This window comes from Paenibacillus jepli, from assembly GCF_047238105.1.
Classification (GTDB): domain Bacteria; phylum Bacillota; class Bacilli; order Paenibacillales; family Paenibacillaceae; genus Paenibacillus_D.
Genome location: NZ_JBDFMD010000001.1, coordinates 2,495,250 through 2,516,410 on the forward strand (window position 1 = coordinate 2,495,250; position 21,161 = coordinate 2,516,410).

The window sequence follows — 21,161 nt, forward strand, 5'->3', positions numbered from 1 at the left end:
CCTCTGCTCCCTGATCTTCTTTCATTCTAACCAAGGCCCGGCCAAAAGGAAAATACTGCGTGCTGGAGAGCACTGCCCTGCTTTGTCTGCCTATTTCCAGAGGATCGGCCATAACCAAAGCCCCTGGTCCGCGTCCGCAACCCCTCGAAGGATAGGTTTAATTTCCTCACTAGATTCTATAGTTTATCTAGTTTCTTCCAGAGATTGTTCCAGCTAACATAAATAACGGGAGCCAATCACTCCTTATTGCAAGCGCTTTATAAATTCTGGATTGGAGGGGATTTACTACATGCGCAACAAGTTTTCAACCTGGCTGACGATGGTGCTCGCCGTGGCTTTGCTGCTGCCTCCGGGCACGCTGGCTGCGGGAGTCGGCCATACGTCGGCGGCCGAGGCAGGCGACATCCTGATCGACCATGATTTTGAAAGCGGTTCATCACCTTGGTTCGGGCGCGGCTCCGAGACCGTCAGTCTGTCGTCGGCAGCGGCCCGCAGCGGTCAGCAGAGCCTGTTCACCGAAGGCCGAAGCGACAACTGGCACGGGCCCGGCTTGAACCTGGCCGCCACTGGACAGCTTCAGAAGCGCGGTACCTATGAGCTGTCGCTCCATGCCAAGCTGCGTGAAGGCTCGCCGGACGAGACGCTGCAGCTGGCGATCAAGCAGACCGGCGCCGCCAATCAATATGTCAATCTCAGTACAGAAACGCCGGCCACAGCAGACGATTGGGTCGAGATCAAAGGCAGCTATACGTACGATCCGCAAGCGACGGAGCTGGAGCTCTACCTCCAGAGCCCGAGCAGCAAGACCGTTGACTATTACATCGACGACTTCCAGGTGAAGCTGGTGACAGCGCCGCCGCCAGGCTCCGAGGAGCCGCCGCCGGGACCGGGAACGCCTGGCGTCCAGTTCGTCTATAACTTCGAAGACGGCACGACGATGAGCTGGGGACCCCGCGGCGGAGAGAAGGTCGGCTATACCGAAGAAGCGGCCCGCTCCGGCACCGGCAGTATCAAGGCCTGGGATCGCATGCAAGACTGGAACGGGCCGAGCCTCAATGTGAAGCCTCTCCTGGAACCGGAGATTACGTATCAGATCTCGGCCTTCGTGAAGCTGGCTGAAGCCCCGGCGTCGGACAGCACGATCCGGCTGTCGATGCAGAACGAGAAGCCGGGGGAGGAGCCTAACTACACGCAGCTAGCCTCAACCAGCACCCGCAGCACCGACTGGATCGAGCTCAGGGGCTCGTTCAGCTACGAAGGGGCGATGGACGTCCTCTCGCTCTATATCGAATCCTCCAATGTCAGCGATGTCCTCTACGTCGATGACGTGACCATCCGGGCGCGAGGCAGTCTCCAGACAGACCTTCCGCGACTGGCGGAAGTCTATGAAGAGTACTTCGAGATCGGCGCCGCTGTAGAGAATATCCATCTTACCGGCATCCATCATCAATTGCTCGATTATCATTACAACTCCGTCGTCGCCGAGAATGTCATGAAGCCGGGCTCCATTAATCCGCGCGAAGGCGTCTACAACTGGACGGCCGGCGATACGCTGCGGGACTATGCCAAGGCCAATGACATGAACTTGCGCTTCCACACGCTCGTGTGGCACAGCCAGGGCAATGACTGGATCCTTCAGGACAGCGCGGGCAATGAGCTGGCGCCTACCCCGGAAAATAAACAGCTGGTGCTCGACCGGCTGGAAACCTATCTGCGTGCGGTTGTCGGCCGGTACAAGGACGATATCCGCGACTGGGACGTCGTCAATGAAGTGATCGACGAAGGCCGTCCGGACGGCATGCGCAACAGCGGCTGGTACCGCTTGACGGGACTGGATTTTATCCGCACCGCCTTCCGCGTCACCCGTGAGGTGGCCGGCGACGACGCCATGCTGTACATCAATGACTACAGCACGCACAACCCGCGCAAGCGCGATTTCCTGTATGACCTGGTGACGCAGCTCCGGGCCGAAGGCGTGCCGATCGACGGCGTCGGCCATCAGACGCACATCAACATTACCGGCCCGTCCATCGAGCAGATCTCGGATTCGATCCGGCTGTTCGGGGAAGCCGGCTTCGACAACCAGATCACCGAACTGGACGTCTCCGTCTATACGAACAATACCGACGCTTATCAGGACGTACCGGAAGAACTGATCGTCAAGCAAGGGTACCGCTACAAGGAACTGTTCGACGAACTGAAGCGGCTGGATGACCTGGGCAAAGAGGATGGCGTGCCCGGCGGCTGGATCAGCAATGTCACCCTGTGGGGCATCGCCGATGACCACACCTGGCTGCACAACCGTCCGGTGACCCGCCAGGATGCGCCGTTCCCGTTCGATAAGAACTACCAGGCCAAGCCCGCCTACTGGGGCATGGTCGACCCGTCGCGGCTGCCGCTCTCCCCGCTTACTGCACGCGTCGTCCAAGGTACGCCCGGCGAGGATGAGCTGGCCTGGGGGATGACGCCGGCGCTGCAGACCGAACGGGTCGGCTCCCTTAGCGCCGCCTTCAAGCTGCTATGGGATCATGACAACCTCTATGTCCAATTAGAGGTGCGAGATCCATCCCATCTTGCCGGAGACCGGGTGGAGCTCTTCCTCGCTGACGGCGACGAGACCGACCGCTTCGAGATCGACCGGGACGATGAGGATATCAACGAGATCCCCGGCGGCTACCGCATCGTCACCGCATTGCCGCTGAGTGAACCTGGCGCTATTGGTCAGCAGCTGCGCTTTGATATCCGGATCACCGATTCGGGTACGGATGACGGTTCGGAGCATGGCAAGAATGGCAATGTCGTCTCCTGGAGCGATCCGAGGAGCACCCAGCATATCGACCAGGTTGGACTGGGCACCCTGACCTTGGCCGAGGCCGTGAAAACGGCGCAAGCGGCCAAGGGCACGCCGACGATCGACGGCAACCGTGATGATAGCTGGAATCATGCCGCTCCCGCCCTGCAGACGAATGTGTGGGTAGAGGGCAATGCCGGAGCCACAGCGGAGTTCCAGACGTTGTGGGATCATGAGCACCTCTATGTCTATGCCGAAGTAAGCGACACCCTGCTCAGCGATGCAAGCGCCAATCCGTGGGAGCAGGACTCTATCGAGATTTTCGTCGACCAGAACAATGCCAAAACTTCCGTCTACGACAGTGACGACGGCCAATACCGGATTAATTACAAAAATGTCCGTACCGTCGGCGGCCATGCCAGTCATGACAATTACACCTCGGCCGTCCGCATCCTGCATGACGAAGATGGAGCAGTGGTCGGCTACGCCGTAGAAGCCGCGATCGCCTTGGACCGGATCGCAGCCAAACCCGGCGATCTGATCGGTTTTGATCTGCAGGTCAACAATGACCAGAACGGCGATGGCACCCGCAACAGCGTAGCCATCTGGTCGGATCCTACAGGTCAATCGTATATGAACGCCTCCAGGTTGGGGGTCATACAACTGCTGGCCGGGGCGCCTGATCAGCTCAGAGCGGCTGCTAACGGGCAGAGTGCCATTACGTTGACCTGGAAGGAAGAGCCGGGAGCTGACAGCTACATCATCGAACGCGCTGCCAGTGCCGGTGGTCCTTGGACGCAAGCTGCCGAATTGCCGGGCACAGCGATTTCTTGGCAGGACACCGGCTTGCGCGCTGGAACCACCTATTACTACCGGGTGACGACCTTGCATCCGCTTAATGAATCTGCGCCATCCCCTGCTGTGTCGGCTACGACGCAGAGCGCGCCAAGCGCGCCAGGCGGTTCATGGCCCGTGCTGCCGCCCGAAGGCGAGACCCAGCAGCCGGGCAGTCCTGTCGAACCGGGCTTGATCCGTCCAGCTGTGCAGACGGAGCAGGGCCGCTCGATCGCTGCCGTGTCGGCCGCAGACATTGCCGGGGCGCTCGGTCAGACGAGCGCCGGAGACGACGGCATAACTCGTCTCACGATCGACCTCTCAGCTGGCGGGGATGCAGGCAGCTATGAGCTGGAGCTGCCGCTCGTCAGCCTCCAAGGAGATGGAGCGTACGTATTGATCATAACCACGCCGCTGGGCAACGTAGAGCTGCCAAGCCATATGCTGACCCGGATCGGCGAGCTGGACGCCGGCACCGTTACGATCCGGCTGGCAGCAGGATCGGCGGAAGGGCTCGCGGCGGAAGCCGCGGGGGCTATCGGCAGTCGTCCGGTGCTGGAGCTGGATGTGCTCGCAGGCGGTCAAGTCCTCGCCTGGAGCGATCCGGATGCGCCGGTTACCGTGACGATCCCTTATACCGCTAGTAGCGCGGAGCGTCAACAGCCGCAGCGCCTGGTCGTCTGGCATCTGGACGACCTCGGCATCATCGCGCCGATCGTGAGCAGCCGCTATGACGCAGCCGGGGACGTCATCCGCTTCCGGACGACGCATTTCAGCACCTTTGCGGTAGCGGCGCCTTCCCATCGCTTCGGCGACCTGCAGCGTGTACCATGGGCGCAGACAGCGATCGAGGCGATGGCAGTGCGCGGCGTCATCCGGGGCATCTCGGACGAACAGTACCAGCCGCAGACCCAGGTGACCCGCGCCGATTTTATCGCCTTGCTCGTGCGAGCGCTGGAGCTGCAGGGCACGGGCAGCGCCGGGGAGATGTTCAGCGATGTCAGTGCCTCCGCCTACTATTATGAAGAACTCGCGATCGCCCGCGAGCTCGGCATCGCGCAGGGCACCGGCGACGGCCGCTTCCAGCCGGGCAGCGCTATCACGCGCCAGGATGCGATGGTGCTCATCCACCGGGCGCTGACCACTGCCGGCCGCACGCTGCCCTCTGGCGGAAGCGTGGCGGGCTTCGCCGACCAAGGCGACGTCGCGCCGTATGCCCGTGACAGTGCGGCCAGACTTGTCTCGGCGGGCATCGTCCGCGGCATGGGCGACGGCCAGCTGGCGCCGCGGCAGCCGCTTACGCGGGCGCAAGCGGCGGTCGTCATCTATGAGTCTTGGCGTTAATTGCCGGTACTTCAATGGCTGCGGGTTTCCCCCGCAGCCTCTTTGCGTTTTGATTGCAAGCCACGCACAAACTTCACCACTCCGCCCTTAGCACCCAAGCTCCCTCGCTACCACGTGATGATCCGCTTGTGCCGGACCTTAACCCCGTGTGAGCGAGCCCATTCGGTCAGAACGGACATATCGCCGAAATGCTCCTTGGGGAACCGGAAGCTGTAAGACGGCGGTGCCAGCGAACGGCCCGAGGGCACGATGCCGATGAGCGGATGACTGCCGCCTCGCACCAGCAAGGCGCTTAGCTCCTGCGGCCGCAGCTCCTTCCCGTTCACCATCAGGTAATCAGGATGGACCGTCACTGTGGCCGTTCCCTTCACCCGATGGAAGATGTAATAGGCCAGAACAGCTGCCATAATCACTGCAATCACGGCGCTCACCACGGACCATCCGGTCTCCCGAAGGGGGGACAGAAACAATTGGTTAAGTGAAGATAATAAAAAAATGACCGGTACCAGCATGTCAATGATGCGAATATAATGACTGTTCTTCAGTGTATACGGCAGCATGGCAAAGCCCCCTCCCAGATTACTTTACTTTACCACATTATTCCTTCCGCCGTCCCTTTGACCCGCATGCCAAAAGCCGCCCCTGCACGGGATGGCTCCCGGACGGTGCGGCCTTGCTTGGTCTGCTGCGCCTCAAGCGTAGCGGCTCTGATAGTTCATCCCGCCGTTCTCTTCCACATACAGCTGCAGACTATGCAGGAAGATGCCCCAGTTGTAATTGCACAAGCGGTAAAATGGCGTAACCTCTCGCCAGTTCAGCTGGCGGAGCGTAACCCAGGTCTCCGGCTTCTTCTCCTCCAGCTCGAAGACGATCGTCGTCCCTACCCACTCCGGGTCGGAGTCGGTACACTCCCATACGATTCGCTCGTTCGGGACGAGCTCCGCCAGTCGCATCTTGGTCAGATCGTCCGGGCCGAACTGAAAGGTCAGCGTATCGCCGATCACTTGACTGACGGTCAGTTCTTTGGTCCAGACGGCCGCCAGCCCTTCCCCTGTCGTCAAAGCTTCATATACATCCGCAACTGGTGCCTTGATCACATGCATGTGCTCGATATTTGCCATGTTCAAAACCTCCTTTTCCTATCTTAATTGTAACATGGCGTTCTGCCTAACGATTCTTCCCGATTGCTCCACTTACGATTACGATCCCCGGCCCTGGCTCACCAGCACCTCGGAGGTCAGCCAGCGGCGCAGCAGGACCAGCAGGATCAGCGCAGGCAGAGTGAGCATGGCCGCCGCGCTCATGACGACCGGATCATCGAAGGCCAGCCTATCTCCGCCTGCCCCTCGCATGAGCGTCACGAATCGCATTACTGGTGGAAATCGCGAGGCATCGGATAGGTAGATGAGCGGTGAGGCATAGCCGTTCCACAGTCCGATCCAATGAAGCGCCCCGAGCGCCAGCAGCGGCTTCCACACCTTGGGCAGGAAGAGGGTGAAGAAGGCGTGCGACTCTCCGCTTCCCTCAGCTTCCAGCTGGGCTTTGCGGTCACCGTGCTTGCTGTTGAAGATGCTCTTAAGCACGAACACCGACAGCAGGCTGAAGAAGCCCTGGATCGCTATCGGAAAGACCGTATTTAACATCCCCATGTTGCGGTACATCAGAAATTCCGGAATCGTCATCGTGCCTGCCACAATCATCACTAGCAGAAACAGCTTATACGCCCAGCGCCCCGGGAGCCGCCGGACGGTCAGTGGATACGCCAAGGTCACCGTCATCAACATGAATACAACCGTCGAGATCAGGTAGATCAGGGCGTAGGTGAGCATCGTCCGCATCGGCAGCAGCTGCAGGACCGTGACCTCTGTACCGGATGACTGGGTGAGCGGGTAGATGATCAATAGGTAGAGCAGGAAAACGGCCGGCAGGACAGCGACCGCCCCCACCAGCACGCCGAGCATCGCACCCGGGCTCGCGGGCCTGTCCGGGGGCGCAGCAGGCTGCTTCCCAGCGAATAACGCCGGCTTCAACAAGCTGCGCAGCAGCAGATAGGCCAGGATGGCGCATACGAGCTGAATTACAAACTGCACGAACCAGACGGTGCCGGAGGTGCCGAAGTCGGCCATCTGCAGGCCGGTGCGGAACTGGTACGTGCCCAGCGTATCCGCCGTCTCGTAGACGAGCGGATTATACAAGCTGTAGAGCAGCTCGAAATTCGGCGCCGACAGGGTCGACAGCTGGATCAGCGCAAACGCGCCGATCGCTTGCATCGCCGGCAGCAGGCAGCGTCCGGCATAGCCCTGACGGAGCTGCTCCTCCTCGCTCTCCCTATCCAGCAGGGCCGACTTCGCAGCGATCGCTGCCATCGCGATCAAGATGGGAATGCCGAGCATCCGCACGACCTCCACGCCGATGACGAGCATCGGGAACAGCTCCGAATCCCCCAGCCACAACCGCTCCGTCGTGAGCCAGGGCGAGTTTGCCGAGAACAGCAGCATGACCACATAAGCGAGCACTGCGATGGGGAGAAAGTACGGCACCAGCAGCAGCGTCGTCAAGACATTCCGCCAGCGCCGGATCGGGATCGCATGCAGAGCGAGCGCCAGCAGCAGCGCCAGCAGAGAGACGATGATCATCGGGAACAGGGTATACGTCAGGCTGTTGCGCAGCACCTGCAGGAACTCGGGCCGGGCGAAGAGCGCGCTCAGGTTGGCGAAGCCGACCCATGTCTTCTCCCCTGCAGCCTGGAAGAGATCGAAGTGCTGGAACGGCAGCTGCAATCCCCTGACCAGCGGCACCACCTTAAAGAAAATCACCAGCAGCAGTGCCGGGATGACGATTACATAATGAAATTTGTACTTCCAGATTCGCTGAAGCATATTCTTGCATCCTCTCTGCCTTATGAAATCACCATACTCCCGCTTTCATACCATGACGCATCGCCTACGCCTGGGTACAACCATAAAAACAATTGCAGGATGGCTGCAAGCTCTGATTCACCACCGCGACAAGTGTAAAAATACACAAAAAAACAGAAATATCAGCCTGGTAGGCAAGCACAAGTGCAAAAGTGCAACTGATGTGCCTTTAATTGGAATTAATATGGAAATATCGACGGTGTTAAATGTACTTTTGCACTAGTTGATACGGGTATCGGTTGATCGGCGCGAATTAGATGTACTTTTGCCCTTATCATCCGTCGGGAGAGAGGGAGCACCTCCCCAGCCGTCCGGGCTGTAACCGCCAAGCTGGCATGCTAACGGTCACAAATATTAGGCCGCACTTAAAAGTAAGCTTATCACGATGGTGCGAAAGTTGAGCTTCTTATATCCAAGTCAAAAAGGTCTTGTTCTTCACAAACTTGACGCCGTTCCGCTCCGCCCATTCCCTTAGTGCCTTCATCCCGCGCAGTTCATCCTCGCTTGCAAACCGGAACATGTATCGCTGAGGCGCCAGCCTGCGCCCCGCCGGGATCAGCGCCACCACTGGCCGGAAGTGCCCATGCGCGGCAACCATACTTAGGTCTTCGGCAGCCAGCCGTTCCTCATTTAACTGGATGAAATGTTCATGTACATGTACCGAAATTTCGGACGGCATTTGGAGGATGATCCGCAGCTTATAGACGACAATGGCCATATAAAGCACAATCAAGCCCCACCAGATCAATTTCATCCCCAGGGGCGATCCAAACAACATGACATTGACGATCATAATAATTGCAAGGATCCCATGAGCCACGATATGCCCTTTAGTCGTGTACCGCTTCGTCTTTAACTGCAAGTCACAGCCACCCCCTCCCTCACCTGGAACATCCTTATGCCCAGGCGATCCAATACGCCCGCTTCTCCAGCCGCATCCCGTTGCGTTCGGCCCAGACCGCCAACCGGTGCAGACCCATCGACTCATACTCCGCCATTCGAAAGACGTACCGGCGCGGCGCCAGCTTCCTTCCGACAGGGATGATCGCCACGCCCCTCACGTCCACTCGTATGCCTGCATCCATAGGGATTCTCCTATTTGAATGTCCTGATCGGTTTTTATCGTATCATACAACAGAAACCAGGTGTAGCATTTAGATCAAAATTATTCCAATTCAACGAGATGATAACCACTCAAACCTTAGCGGAGCGTCGATATGGTATACCAATAATAGACCATAAAAACTCATATTGTATATTCGTTTATTGTCTGCTAAAATGCCTCCTACAAGGTGCCCTGCAGGGCTTGCCTGTAAGTATGAGCCTAACCGTAAGAGAGGATGATCAACACATGACCACTCGCAGTCTGCCGGGGCTCGCCATCAGCGGCAACCGGCGTCACCTGACCTTGGCCGACGGCTCCCCCTTCTTCTGGCTGGGCGACACAGCCTGGGAGCTATTCCATCGCCTGAACCGAGAGGAAGCGGAGCTCTACCTGCGCAGCCGAGCCGCTGATGGCTTCAACGTCATCCAGGCAGTAGCGCTGGCGGAGCTGGACGGCTTGACTACCGGCAATGCATACGGCAAGCTGCCGCTGCTGAAAAACGAGGATGGGAGCTTTGATCCGGAGCGGCCCGACCTGGCGCCAGCCGGCGAATATGGCTATTGGGAGCATGTCGATTATATCGTCGACCTGGCAGCGGAGCTCGGGCTGTACATCGGTCTGCTGCCGACCTGGGGAGACAAATTCCATGTCGCTTGGGGCAAAGGGCCGGATATTTTCGATCCGGATAATGCACGGGCTTACGGCCGATGGATCGGCGAACGGTACCGGGACCGCAGCAATATCGTCTGGATCATGGGCGGCGATCGGCCGCTCCATGAGCTTCGCCATTTCGCCATCGTCCGGGCGATGGCCGAGGGCGTGCGCGAAGGCTCGGCAGGACGTCAACTGATGACCTTCCATCCGCATGGCGGCGTGTCTTCCTCCCTGCACGTTCATCATGAGCCATGGCTGGATTTCAACATGCTGCAATCCAGCCACGGGTCGCAATATATCGCCAATTATGACATGATCGCCAAGGATTACGCGCGTACGCCAACCAAGCCCACCCTGGACGGGGAGCCTTGCTATGAGGATATCCCAATAGGCTTCAAGCTGGAGAAAGGCTTCTTTGATGCGGCCGACGTTCGCAAAGCGGCGTACTGGGCCGTCTTCGCAGGCGCGTTTGGACATACGTACGGACATCATGCGGTCTGGTCGATGACCAAGGAGCCGGAAGGCTGGTTTACCATGTCCTGGCGGCAGGCACTGACGCGTCCGGGAGCCGGTCAGATGAAGCATGTGCGCCGGCTGCTGGAGTCCCGGCCGTTCGAGGAGCGGGTGCCGGATCAGTCGCTGCTGGTCGAAGCTTATACCGGAGCCAGTCATCTGCAGGCTGCCCGCGGCCAGGGCTATGCCTTCATCTATTCGCCGAGCGGCCTGCCCTTCGAGGTGCACATGGGGCGCCTCACTGGAGATACCGTGCAGGCCGCCTGGTACGATCCCCGCACCGGGGAGACCACGCCAGCCTGTCGTCTGCCCAACACCGGCACTGCCCGGTTCACCCCGCCATCCAGCGGCCGGAATGATGACTGGGTATTGATTCTTGACGATGCCGCCCTGGGCTACGCCATGCCGTAACCGCTCGGTTCGTCTGTACGCCTATCACGCAACAAGGCTGTCTCCCGCGTCACGAGTGACGTCAGGGGACAGCCTTATTGGTCATGCTAATCTTGCGCGAGGGCTAAGCTAATCCAGCAGAATCCGCTTGCCGAACTCCAGATGCTGGATAAGGGCTGCCGCAGCCTCATCCCCCTGCCCCTGCTCGATCAGCTTGATCAGCGAGGCATGGTCCTCATAAGAGATCTTGATGCGGTTGGCATCCTTGCGCAGTACGTTGAGCGCGATCCGGTACAGCTTGTCCTGCAGCCGGTCCATCGTGACGATGATCTCTTTGTTGTCGTACGCGTAGACCAACTGACGGTGGAATTCCGAGTCCTCTTTGGCGAACTGCATCGTATCGTCAGCCTCCACACAGGCCCATTGCCGCGCCAGGCTTTCCTTGAACCATTGCCGCACATCGTCGGTCAGCTTGCGAGAGGCCAGCTTTCTGGCGATGCTCGACTCGATAATCATCCGGAAGTCATACACATCAATCGCTTTGTCGATGGTCACCTCGGATACAAAAATCCCCCGGTTGGGCGTGTAGGTCACATGCCCCTCCGCCTCCAGCCGCTCCAGTGCCGCGCGGATCGGCGTGCGGCTCATCTCCATGCGCTCCACCAACATCCGTTCAGACAAAAATTCGCCGCTCCGGAGCTCCCCTTGCATGATCAGCGACCGCAGCACCGCATAAGCTTTTTCCTTTAATGTTTTCTCGGACACGAAGCCAACCCCTTTTTGACTAACATGACAATGGCTGCCGCTGCTGTATTTCATCTAAATGTAGCAATCGAATGTAACGCTGTCAACCTTGTGGGTTCAAATCCGGTTTAAGATGAATATACTAATTGTATACCACAAGTATTTATGTTATTCTTGGTCTGAACTCACGCGCTTAAACCGATTTCAGAAAGGAGCGACAATGGACGAGATGCAAGAAGAATTCGTGACCGTTACTTATCAAATTGAAAGCCCTTACGAGCTTGCTCACGCCGCTGAAGTGCTTGCCGGGGAGCAATCGACAGGCACCTTTCTCGCGATTCCCGGCGAGACCGAGGAGATCAAACGCAGGCACCGGGCAAGGATCGTCAGCATCCGCGAGCAGGGCACCGCGACGACCCCCGCCCTCCCTGGCTCCCAGGCACCCGCGGGCTTCGATGGCTTGTACCGGCAGGGCGAGATCGAGATCTCATTTCCTTATGATAATATCGGTCCCTCTCTGCCCAACCTGATGGCCGTCATCGCCGGCAACCTCTATGAGCTGCAAGAGCTCTCCGCGATCCGGCTCACACGGTTGAAGCTGCCCGCTGCGTTCCATGAGCGTTATCAGGGACCGCGATTCGGCATCCGCGGCACCCGCGACCTGCTCGGAGTCCATGACCGGCCGGTGATCGGCACGATCGTCAAGCCCAATATCGGTCTGAGTGCCGACGGGCTGCGGACGATCGTCCGGGATCTGGTGCTCGCCCGCATCGACTTCATCAAGGATGACGAGGTCAACGGCAACCCGCCTTATTTCCCGCTGGCGCAGCGGATCGAGGCCGTCATGGACGAGATCAACCGGGCGGCAGAGCAGACCGGCAAGAAGACGATGTACGCCTTCAACATCACCGGCGATATCGACGAGATGAAGCGCGGGCACGACCAGGTGGTTGCGGCCGGCGGCACATGTGTGATGGTCAGCGTCAACAGCATCGGATGGGCTGGACTGGCCCATCTGCGCTCCTATTGCGAGCTGCCGATCCACGGCCACCGCAATCAGTGGGGCATGCTGACGCGGCATCCCGGACTGGGCATGTCTTTTACGGTATACCAGCAGTTGTGCCGACTGGCGGGCGTGGACCATCTGCATACGAACGGCCTGAACAACAAGTTCTTCGAGACCAACGACTCCGTCGTCCAGTCAGTCACCGAATGCCTGACACCGATCTTCGGCGAGGATACCGTCTTCCCCGTCCTCTCGTCCAAGCAATGGGCCGGTCAGGCGGTCGAGTCATACCGCACGTTCGGCACCATCGACTTGATGAATATCGCCGGCGGCGGCATCCATGCCCATCCGGGCGGGTATGCCGCAGGCTTCCGCAGCATGGTGCAGGGCTGGGAGGCCGCACTCGCGGGCATCGACCTGCATGAGTACGCCGCCGAGCATCCCGAGCTGCAGCAGGCGATATTGACGTTCGGCAGGAGCTCGTCATGAGCGGCGGGTCCCCCTGGCTCCTGGCGTATTACGGCGATGACTTCACCGGCTCCACAGATGTTATGGAAGCGCTGGAGACGCGCGGCGTCCGTACGGCGCTGTTCCTCCGCGTGCCCTCGGAGGAGCTGCTGCGGGAGCGGTTCCCTCACATCCAGGCGTTCGGGGTAGCCGGCGTCAGCCGCTCGATGAGTCCGGCGGAGCTGGAGGAGACGCTGGCTCCGGAGCTGGAGCGGCTGGCCGCGCTGGGAACGCCGATCGTCCATTACAAGCTATGCTCGACCTTCGATTCCTCCCCCGCATCGGGCAGTATCGGCAAGGTGATGGAGATCGCCAAGCGGATCTTCCCGGAAGCGCCGGCGTTCCCGCTGCTCGTCGCCTGTCCGCCGCTCGGGCGCTACACCGTGTTCGGGCATCATTTCGCCGGTGCGGACGGCGCCACTTACCGGCTGGACCGCCACCCGACGATGGCCCGGCATCCGGTGACACCGATGGACGAGGCGGACCTGCGGGAGCATCTGAAGCGTCAGACGCCGCTCACGGTCGGCTCGCTGGACGTTCTGGCGCTGGAGGGGACGGCGGAGTCACTCGCGGACCGTTACCGGGAGCTCGCGGAGCGCCATGATGCGGTGCTCCTGGACGCCCTGACCGACGGCCATCTAGATACCGCCGGCACCTTGATCAGCCGGTGTGCCGCTGAACGGCAGACCTTCGTGCTCGGCTCCTCCGGCGTCGAGTACGGGCTGGCCGACCAGTGGCAGCGGCAAGGGCTGACGCCGGCTGCTGCTCCTTCGATGGCGGCGCCGACAACGAGCCAGCTGCTGGTGCTCTCGGGCAGCTGTTCACCTGCTACCGAAGCGCAGCTGCGTTACGCCCTTGACCAAGGTTACGCGGGCATTCAGCTGCCGGCCGAGCAACTGATCCGCCAGCCCGAGGAGACGATGGCTGAGCTGCTGGAGCAAGCGCTCGGCTTCCTGGCGCAGGGCCGCAGTCTGATCCTCTACACCGCGCTCGGGCCGGAGGATCCTGCGATCGCCGCGACCCGTGCCGCGTTGGCCTCGATAGCCGCCGCATCCCCGGATACCGGCAGGCTGCTCGGCAGCCGCCTGGGCCAGCTGGGACGCCGCCTGCTGGAGACAACCGGTCTGCGGCGTCTGGCCGTAGCCGGCGGAGATACCTCCGGCTATGTCACGGGCGAGCTTGGCGTCTATGCGCTGGAGATGCTCGCTCCGCTGGTGCCGGGTTGCCCGCTATGCCGATGTTCCTCCGACCAGGCCGCCTTCGACGGACTGGAGATTGTACTCAAGGGCGGTCAGATCGGCGCGCCTGATTTTTTGGAGAGGATCCGCGCCGGGTCCTGAATCCCTCTCATAACTAGACAAGGAGCCTGATGATATGAAACCTGTAATTGCACTTATCGGCGCCGGCGGCAAGATGGGCTGCCGCTTGACGGATCGCTTGAGGCACGCCCAAGAGTACGAGATGCGGTACGTTGAGATCAGCGAAGCGGGCCTGGGCAGGCTTGCCGAACGGGGCCTCCCCCTCACGCCGCAGCCGGAGGCGGTCCGCGAAGCGGATGTCGTCATCCTGGCGGTACCGGACGCCCTGATCGGCACCATCGCCGCCGGCATCGTGCCTGAGATGCAGCCCGGCGCGCTGCTGATGCTGCTGGACCCTGCGGCGGCTTATCTTGGGATGGTACCAGAGCGGAGCGAGATTGCCGTATTTCTGGCGCATCCCTGCCACCCGCCGATCTTTGGCGACGAGACAGACCCGCAGGCGCGTCGCGACTTCTTCGGCGGCATCCATGCCAAACAGTCCATCGTGTGTGCGCTGATGCGCGGCTCGGAGCAGCATTACAAGCTGGGCGAGGCGATCGCCCGGACGATGTATGCCCCGATCCTGCGCTCGCACCGGATTACGCTGGAGCAGATGGCGATGCTCGAGCCCAGCATGGCCGAGACCGTGGGCGCTACCTGTGCTACCATATTAAAAGAAGCGATGGACGAAGCCGTCCGCCGCGGCGTGCCCGCTGAAGCGGCCAGAGATTTCATGCTGGGACATATCAACATCGAGCTGGCCATTGTCTTCGGCGAAGCCGGCAACCCGTTCTCCGACGCGGCGCTGGTAGCTATCGAATACGGCAAACAGCAGATGCTCAGACCCGACTGGAAAAACGTCTTCGAGCCGGACTCGCTGCGGCATAATATCGATCTGATGCTGCATCCGGGCAAGCTGGAGCAGGCAAGCGAATAAACGGAAAGGGGACAAAAGCCATGATCATTGACGTACATGCCCACCTGGGCGAAGACCGGGTGTTCGATGAGAGCTTCACCGAGCAGGAGCAATGGGATAAAATCCGCGAGTACGGCGTCGATCTGACGATCCTGCAGCCCGCAAGCGTTCATACTCTGGAGGAGGTGCAGGCTCAGCATGATACCATCGCCGAGCTGTGCCGCCGGCATCCCGGCCGGTTCGCAGGGATGGCCAACCCCAATCCCCATCTCCCCGATCAGCTCTATGAAGCGGAGATCCGGCGATGCATCGGGGAGTTGGGCTTTGTCGGCATCAAGATCCACACCTCGGCCCACGGCGTCAACCCGGCGGGACGGGACGGCAGACGGGTGTTCCGTCTGGCAGAGGAGTACGGCGTGCCGGTGATGGTCCATACCGGCGCCGGGATTCCCTTCGCCAATCCCAGTAACCTCATGGCCGTGGCCGCCGACCACCCGCAGCTGCCGATCATCATCGCCCACTGCGGCATGATGGTGCTCGCCGGAGAGACGTACCTGGCCATGAAGCAACATGACAACCTCTATGCCGATATCACCTGGACCGGCGGCTTCCTGATCCGCAATTGGGTCCGCGAGCTGGGCGCCCACCGCTTCCTGTTCGGAACCGACCACGCCGACAACTGCGGCACCGAGCTCGCCAAGGTGCGCACCAGCGGGCTGACGGACGATGAGCAGGCCTGGGTACTGGGCCGGGCCGCTCAGCAGATCTACAAACTGCCGGCGGGTGAGGCGAGATGAAGACGTGGAGAGTCGGGCTTGTCGGTACCGGGTACTGGTCGGAGAAGCATCTGGACGCCTGGCGGCGGATCCCGGAGGTGGAGATCGCCGCGCTATGCGATCTCTCCCCGACTGCGCTGCAGCGGCGCGCCGATCAATATGACGTGCCGGAGTCGCACTGCTATGGCGCGCTGGCCGAGATGCTGGCCGCCGCGGATATCGACATTGTGGACATCGTGACGGGTCCGGATACGCATCCGGAGCTCGTGGCAGCGGCTGCCGCGGCGGGCAAGCACATCATGTGTCAGAAGCCGTTTGCCCGCTCGGCCGAAGAGGCCCGGGGGATGGTCGAGGCCGCGCAAGCGGCGGGCGTCCGCCTGATGGTCACTGAGAATTGGCGGTGGCTGCAGCCTTTTCAGACGATCAAGGGCGTGCTCGAGGAGGGTAGACTGGGGCGCGTGCGCACAGCGCGCTATCTCCATACCGACTACTATACGCCGCGGATGACGCCTGGCACCGAGCTGCCCCAGCCCGTCTTCCGGACGATGCCGCAGCTGCTGTTCTATGAGATGGGCGTCCACTGGTACGACACCTGGCGCTATCTGTTCGGGACGCCTAAGCGTGTCTATGCGGAGATGCAGCGGATCAGCCCGCATATCCAGGGCGAAGATACCGGCACAGTCATGATGGGCTACGACAACGGCTTCTACGGTCTGCTCGACGCCAGCTGGGCGACGCGCAGGAACTTGAGTAAGCCGCCAGGCCCGGGCGTGCGGGAGAACCATGTGGAGCAGCTGGCGATCGACGGCGAGGACGGCACCTTGAAGCTGTATGCCGATGGCCGGATCACCATCGTATCTCGGGATGGCCTCACGGAAGCGACCGTCCTGGAGACGACGACGCTCGACCATGGGGAGAGCCACTACCGGCTGCAGCGTCACTTCGTCAGCTGTCTCGCCTCAGGCGCCCCCTTCCAGACCGGCGGCGAGGACAATCTGATCACCCTGCAGATGGTCGAAGCGGCGTATACGAGCGCCCGCGAGCATCGGCCGGTCGCCATCGAGGTGCCGGAGGCGGGAGCGGAGTCATAAGGAGATAGCCAGGAGCAGAGCGGCAGCAGATGCATAAGCAGCGAGTCAGGTCTCATGGCAGCAATGGCGCGCGCTTTGCAAGTATACAAGGCTTTTGAAGGAACTGCGACTGAGCCCTTTATTCGCGGTAATGCACGATCCGTTGCACGATTCGATGCATAATCCAATACAAGATCCGATGCACCATCCGATCCACCATCCGCGATGCCTTGAATATGAAATTTCATATTCATTTGACTCATTTTCTCAAAAAGCACGCAACGAACACGAAATTTCATACTCATTCGGCAATTATTGTCCGGAAACCCGAAATAAACACGAAATTTCGTGTTCGTTCAACTTTCGCAGCAAGCTGATACGTCAAAAGCCCCCACACACACTGTTGCAGATCTAGTTTCTATACTTATAGCTTCAAAAATTGCCAGAAACGCCGCTCCAGTTCTAACTTCTATACTTATATCACCAAAATCGCTGCTAGACACCGCACCAGATCTAATTTTTAACCTTACAGCGCCGCAAGGCCCATCACACGCAAACCGACCGCCCTCTCAAGACGGTCGGTGTGCACGAGACCAGCCTCCCAGACTGGCATTCACTTATTTCAACTGATATTTTCCCACAAGTTCATCCCAGAATTTCTGATATTCCTTTTTGAAGCTATCCGCTGCAGCAGCGGAGATCGAAGGAGACAGTTCAAGTCCGCCGCTTAGATCAAATTTACCCAGATTCAGGTTCATGACAAAGTAAGTCCCTTCATCATTTGCTTTCAAGAAAATGAGATACTCGTTCCCTTTCTTTAATTCCACATAATCATTGGGGGTTACTTTCCCGGTCTTTGCCGCAGGATCCATGTAGCCGATAGGCTCGGCCACGATAAAGTCGTCCCCGGCTTTCACATCCAACTCCGCAGGCTTCTTCACAACTTCGCTTACGCTCAATTGGGTCATCGTATAGAAATCTTGAACGGTGCCATCGCTGAAGGTCGTCGTCACATGTTCACGATCCGCAAACCTGTTTTTCGGCGTTCCCTTAAGGATGACATCCGCCTCTCTCTCCAAATCTTCTACGCTGCGCTGTTTGAAATAGAACGTTTCAATGCTCATAACGTCCTCCACAGCCTCCTTCAAATAAGCTGTCCGCGCGTCTTCGAAAATGGTCTTTAATCGTGCCCGCGTCTGCTCGCTGCCCTGGAACTGAACATCCGCCAAATCTGCCAACAAGTTGTCAGCTTCCGCCGCAGGCACTTTGCCATAGACAATGCCGCGGATGATATACACCCCGGGATCAGTCAGGCTTTCCCGCAAAAAGAGCAGGTAGTCCTCCTGTTCATTCATCAGCTGGTAGCCTGCCGTGCTATACACTGTTGTTACGTCAGCCGCTGCATTTTCCTGGACGACAATCGTTTGCCCGTCAGCAAGGTCATGATCGGATTCGTTTTTGAATATTTCATGTAATACGAAAATGGATAACGTACGGTTATCTGTGACGAGCCCGTCCACCCCTTCTCGCGTCAAAATAACGTCCGCTGCACCGACTTTAGTTCCCTTTACAACAAGGCCGGTGTGCGCATCCAGCTCGGAGAATGTACTGTAACTAAGTTTGCTGCCAGACGTCACTGCACAAGGTGAAACGGCTGTCGTCGTCCTCTGGCGGCGCAGCGCGTTTCATTCCGGAGAAATATAAGCCAAGTAGATGTGTGAAACATATACTTTCTTACTATTTTAAGGAAGTCCTCGCGGCTCACTTCGGATATCCGATACCTGTTGGCCTGTTGGGGCTGTAGCGGACAACACGTCAAGCTGGCTCACTTCAGAAGGAACCGCACCACATCCCGCCAATACGACGACCGTTGCGATCGAACCAATCATACTTTTCCAGTATTTCAATCGGAGCACCTCACTCTCGTTGTTATTCTCCACTCTAGACGCCCCGGCCCCTTGAAATGTTTCCAGATTTCAACAAATGAACGCAAAAAAACGCTCAGCCAAATGTGGATACATCCGCCAGTTAGCTGAGCGCATAGTAGGTTAAAGAAAGCGATTATGAGGGGTCTTTTGTCTCCAACTCCAGCTTAAATCTAGGCTGCGCTTGGTCGAAGTCCGGCTGATGGCCGCTCACCATCAGGCCCGCCCCCCAGTTGACGTGGCCGTCATCCGCTGCCTCGTCATGTGCCGAACGGTACTGGTACAGCACATTGCGCCGGGTACGGTCGCTGCGGTTGCAGTCGGAGCCGTGAATGGTCAGATAGTTGAAAAACAATACATCCCCTGCCTGTGCCGGGCAAGGTGTACCTGCTGCGATCGGATATTGCTTGGCGTCCAGATAGTGTCTGCCTATATGGGGCAGCGGGCCTTGTTTGTGGGAGCCCGGGATGACGCGCAGACAGCCGTTCTGCTCATCGGCGTCATCGAGATGGACGCTCGCGGCCAACATCGTGTGACGCTTGAACGGGAAGTAAGGATAGTCCTGATGCATCGGGAACGCCGCGCCATTCTCCGGCGGCTTGACCAGCATCTTGGAGTGATGAATCTGTACATCGGGACCGATCAGCGCCGTCAGCACCTCTACCATCCGGGGATGAATCATCGCCCGCAGAAATGAGGCATCATGATACTGCACGTCATGGAAGCCGCGCAGCACGACCTTCTTTAGCTGCTCCTCCGGCATAAAGTCGCCCTGCCACGCATGGTTGCTCTGCCGATTGGCGGCCAAGGCCCGTTCGACGATGCCATCTACGCCCTGTCTCATCGCTTCGATCTCAGAGGAGTCGAACACGCCCCGGACAAGCAGATAACCGTTGTCCTCGTAGAATGCTTTTTCCGTGGGGGTGACGCTGCAAGCTCCTGTCCCTGCGTTCAGCTTCTCATCATTCCTAATCATGAATGTCTCGACCTCCTGGTTTCGTTATCGCGCCTGTGGTGTATAGCGTTTACAACCCCAGTGTAATGTTTTACGATGAAGTTGTATTTGGTTCAGGCAGACAGTTTTTTGACCTGACAGGACACGGCGAAGAAAGGAGGCGAGCTGGTTGTACCGATGGCAAGAGAGCGCATTGCTGCTGAACAAGTACGCCCGAGAGCTTCCGGGTGGCGACATGGCGCTGCACATTCACGGGTGGGGCGTCGATGTGCTGCATTTTGACAACCCGGTACACAAGCATTCATCCGTAGAGATCTGCTGCGTTCTGGATGGAGAGGGTATTTACAAGGAGCTGGACAATAGCTACCCTTTGCGGCCAGGCACCTTGTTCTGCTCCAGACCCGGAGTGACTCACCAGATCCGCAGCGATTCGGGGCTCGCGCTGCTCCATGTCTCCTTCGAGCTGGATGAGCTCCGCTCCCGGCCGGAAGGCGCCGAGAAGTACCGGCGGCTGACGGAGACGCCAACGGTGTGCGTCCATGAAGCTGCCGCATCCGCCTCAGCTTCCTTGTGGCGGGCCTTGCTCGTACCCGAGGGGGCCGGCCAGGCTCTGCCGACCGAGCAGCTTCCTGCCGCAGCCGCTCTGCTGATAGCTTCCCTGTGCCACCTGTTCGCCCCGGACGCGGCCGCGCAGACCCGCCCCGTCACCGGCAGCTCGGTGCATCTGCTGGAGCGGGGCAAACGATATATCCGCGATAACCTGGAGGCCCCCCTCACCCTCCAGGAAGTGGCCAGCTATCTGCATATCTCGCCGCGCCACCTGTCCCGGTTGTTCGGCGGGGGCATCCACGAGTCGTTCAGCCGCTTCATCCGGCGGGAGCGCGTCAGCCGCGCCGCCCATCTGCTGCGACAGACGGAACAGCCGATCGCCGAGATCGCCGAGCACTGCGGCTTTGGCTCCGTGCATGCGTTCACGCGCACCTTCACCCGCGAACGGGGGTTGTCCCCCGGCAAGTACCGCCGGGGCGGCCGTACGGGGCAGAGTCTGTTGAGCGAATAGGGCGAGGCGGCTATCGTGAAAAGTATCGCAAGGCATAACCAGCCTCTTAAGCACCGGTTTCGCAACGAAACATATAGTTTAGGATTTCAAATAAAATCTTTGCTTTCGCAAACATCAGCCGTTCATGTTATAATAACTACAGAACGTGCGTACAATGCAAAGAGAGCCGTGCGCCAACACGACTCTCAGGTGCAATAGCCGCTTTTAAGGGCGGTAGGCTCCATTTCGACACACAAATAGACCGCATGCCTTAGGAGTAATGGGTTCCCCTTTGAGGTACAAAGCACTTGATTTACTATAAAAGAGACATTCAAACTGACCATAGTTTGAATGTCTCTTTTTCCTTATATGTAAA

The 21,161-nt window shown here is 59.1% G+C and carries 16 protein-coding genes; 8 read left to right on the forward strand and 8 right to left on the reverse strand.

Going from position 1 to position 21,161, the window contains the following annotated elements; genetic code table 11:
• The first annotated feature begins 289 nt into the window (after positions 1-289).
• Positions 290-4,969 carry an endo-1,4-beta-xylanase gene (locus ABC336_RS10970; protein ID WP_413238703.1) on the forward strand — a complete coding sequence of 1,560 codons (4,680 nt, stop codon included), beginning with the start codon at positions 290-292 and terminating at the stop codon, positions 4,967-4,969.
• Positions 4,970-5,076: 107 nt separating this feature from the next.
• On the opposite strand, the gene ABC336_RS10975 is transcribed toward ABC336_RS10970, so the two are convergent.
• The 5 genes from ABC336_RS10975 to ABC336_RS10995 form a co-directional block, all read right to left on the reverse strand.
• Positions 5,077-5,529, reverse strand: coding sequence for a hypothetical protein (locus tag ABC336_RS10975; protein ID WP_413238704.1), 453 nt, complete (start codon positions 5,527-5,529; stop codon positions 5,077-5,079).
• A 132-nt stretch (positions 5,530-5,661) separates the two neighbouring features.
• Positions 5,662-6,090 (reverse strand): SRPBCC family protein, encoded by a 429-nt coding sequence (locus ABC336_RS10980; RefSeq protein WP_413238705.1) that lies wholly within the window; start codon positions 6,088-6,090, stop codon positions 5,662-5,664.
• 78 nt (positions 6,091-6,168) lie between these two features.
• Positions 6,169-7,848: a hypothetical protein gene (locus ABC336_RS10985; protein WP_413238706.1), complete on the reverse strand. Its 1,680-nt coding sequence runs from the start codon at positions 7,846-7,848 to the stop codon at positions 6,169-6,171.
• A gap of 445 nt (positions 7,849-8,293) precedes the next feature.
• On the reverse strand, positions 8,294-8,749 hold the full coding sequence (locus ABC336_RS10990; RefSeq protein ID WP_413238707.1) for a hypothetical protein: 456 nt from the start codon (positions 8,747-8,749) through the stop codon (positions 8,294-8,296).
• A 34-nt stretch (positions 8,750-8,783) separates the two neighbouring features.
• Positions 8,784-8,972: a hypothetical protein gene (locus ABC336_RS10995; protein WP_413238708.1), complete on the reverse strand. Its 189-nt coding sequence runs from the start codon at positions 8,970-8,972 to the stop codon at positions 8,784-8,786.
• A 266-nt stretch (positions 8,973-9,238) separates the two neighbouring features.
• Between ABC336_RS10995 and ABC336_RS11000 the strand changes: the two genes are divergently transcribed.
• On the forward strand, positions 9,239-10,570 hold the full coding sequence (locus tag ABC336_RS11000; protein ID WP_413238709.1) for a glycoside hydrolase family 140 protein: 1,332 nt from the start codon (positions 9,239-9,241) through the stop codon (positions 10,568-10,570).
• Positions 10,571-10,678: 108 nt separating this feature from the next.
• Here ABC336_RS11000 and ABC336_RS11005 read toward each other — a convergent pair whose 3' ends face one another.
• The gene (locus ABC336_RS11005; protein ID WP_413238710.1) at positions 10,679-11,314 is read right to left on the reverse strand and encodes a GntR family transcriptional regulator; all 636 of its coding nucleotides are present in this window, start codon (positions 11,312-11,314) and stop codon (positions 10,679-10,681) included.
• Between the two features lie 199 nt (positions 11,315-11,513).
• On the opposite strand from ABC336_RS11005, the gene ABC336_RS11010 reads away from it, so the two are divergent.
• From ABC336_RS11010 to ABC336_RS11030, 5 genes are read left to right on the forward strand one after another with little or no spacing between them, the layout of a single operon-like run.
• On the forward strand, positions 11,514-12,788 hold the full coding sequence (locus ABC336_RS11010) for a ribulose-bisphosphate carboxylase large subunit family protein (protein ID WP_413238711.1): 1,275 nt from the start codon (positions 11,514-11,516) through the stop codon (positions 12,786-12,788).
• Entirely contained in the window at positions 12,785-14,146 is a 1,362-nt protein-coding gene (locus ABC336_RS11015) for a four-carbon acid sugar kinase family protein (protein WP_413238712.1), read from the forward strand. The genes ABC336_RS11010 and ABC336_RS11015 overlap by 4 nt, the downstream gene beginning before the upstream one ends.
• A gap of 34 nt (positions 14,147-14,180) precedes the next feature.
• Complete coding sequence (locus tag ABC336_RS11020; protein WP_413238713.1) at positions 14,181-15,041, forward strand: phosphogluconate dehydrogenase C-terminal domain-containing protein; 861 nt, start codon at positions 14,181-14,183, stop codon at positions 15,039-15,041.
• Positions 15,042-15,061: 20 nt separating this feature from the next.
• Positions 15,062-15,817 carry an amidohydrolase family protein gene (locus ABC336_RS11025; RefSeq protein WP_413238714.1) on the forward strand — a complete coding sequence of 252 codons (756 nt, stop codon included), beginning with the start codon at positions 15,062-15,064 and terminating at the stop codon, positions 15,815-15,817.
• Positions 15,814-16,887 carry a Gfo/Idh/MocA family protein gene (locus ABC336_RS11030; protein ID WP_413238715.1) on the forward strand — a complete coding sequence of 358 codons (1,074 nt, stop codon included), beginning with the start codon at positions 15,814-15,816 and terminating at the stop codon, positions 16,885-16,887. The genes ABC336_RS11025 and ABC336_RS11030 overlap by 4 nt, the downstream gene beginning before the upstream one ends.
• Before the next feature lie 596 nt (positions 16,888-17,483).
• On the opposite strand, the gene ABC336_RS11035 is transcribed toward ABC336_RS11030, so the two are convergent.
• Both ABC336_RS11035 and ABC336_RS11040 read right to left on the reverse strand, forming a co-directional pair.
• On the reverse strand, positions 17,484-18,503 hold the full coding sequence (locus tag ABC336_RS11035) for a hypothetical protein (protein WP_413238716.1): 1,020 nt from the start codon (positions 18,501-18,503) through the stop codon (positions 17,484-17,486).
• Positions 18,504-18,927: 424 nt separating this feature from the next.
• On the reverse strand, positions 18,928-19,767 hold the full coding sequence (locus ABC336_RS11040; RefSeq protein WP_413238717.1) for a phytanoyl-CoA dioxygenase family protein: 840 nt from the start codon (positions 19,765-19,767) through the stop codon (positions 18,928-18,930).
• Positions 19,768-19,915: 148 nt separating this feature from the next.
• Here ABC336_RS11040 and ABC336_RS11045 point away from each other — a divergent pair, with 148 nt between their 5' ends.
• A complete protein-coding gene (locus tag ABC336_RS11045; protein ID WP_413238718.1) occupies positions 19,916-20,806 on the forward strand; it encodes a helix-turn-helix domain-containing protein in 891 nt (296 codons plus the stop codon).
• Positions 20,807-21,161: the final 355 nt, after the last annotated feature.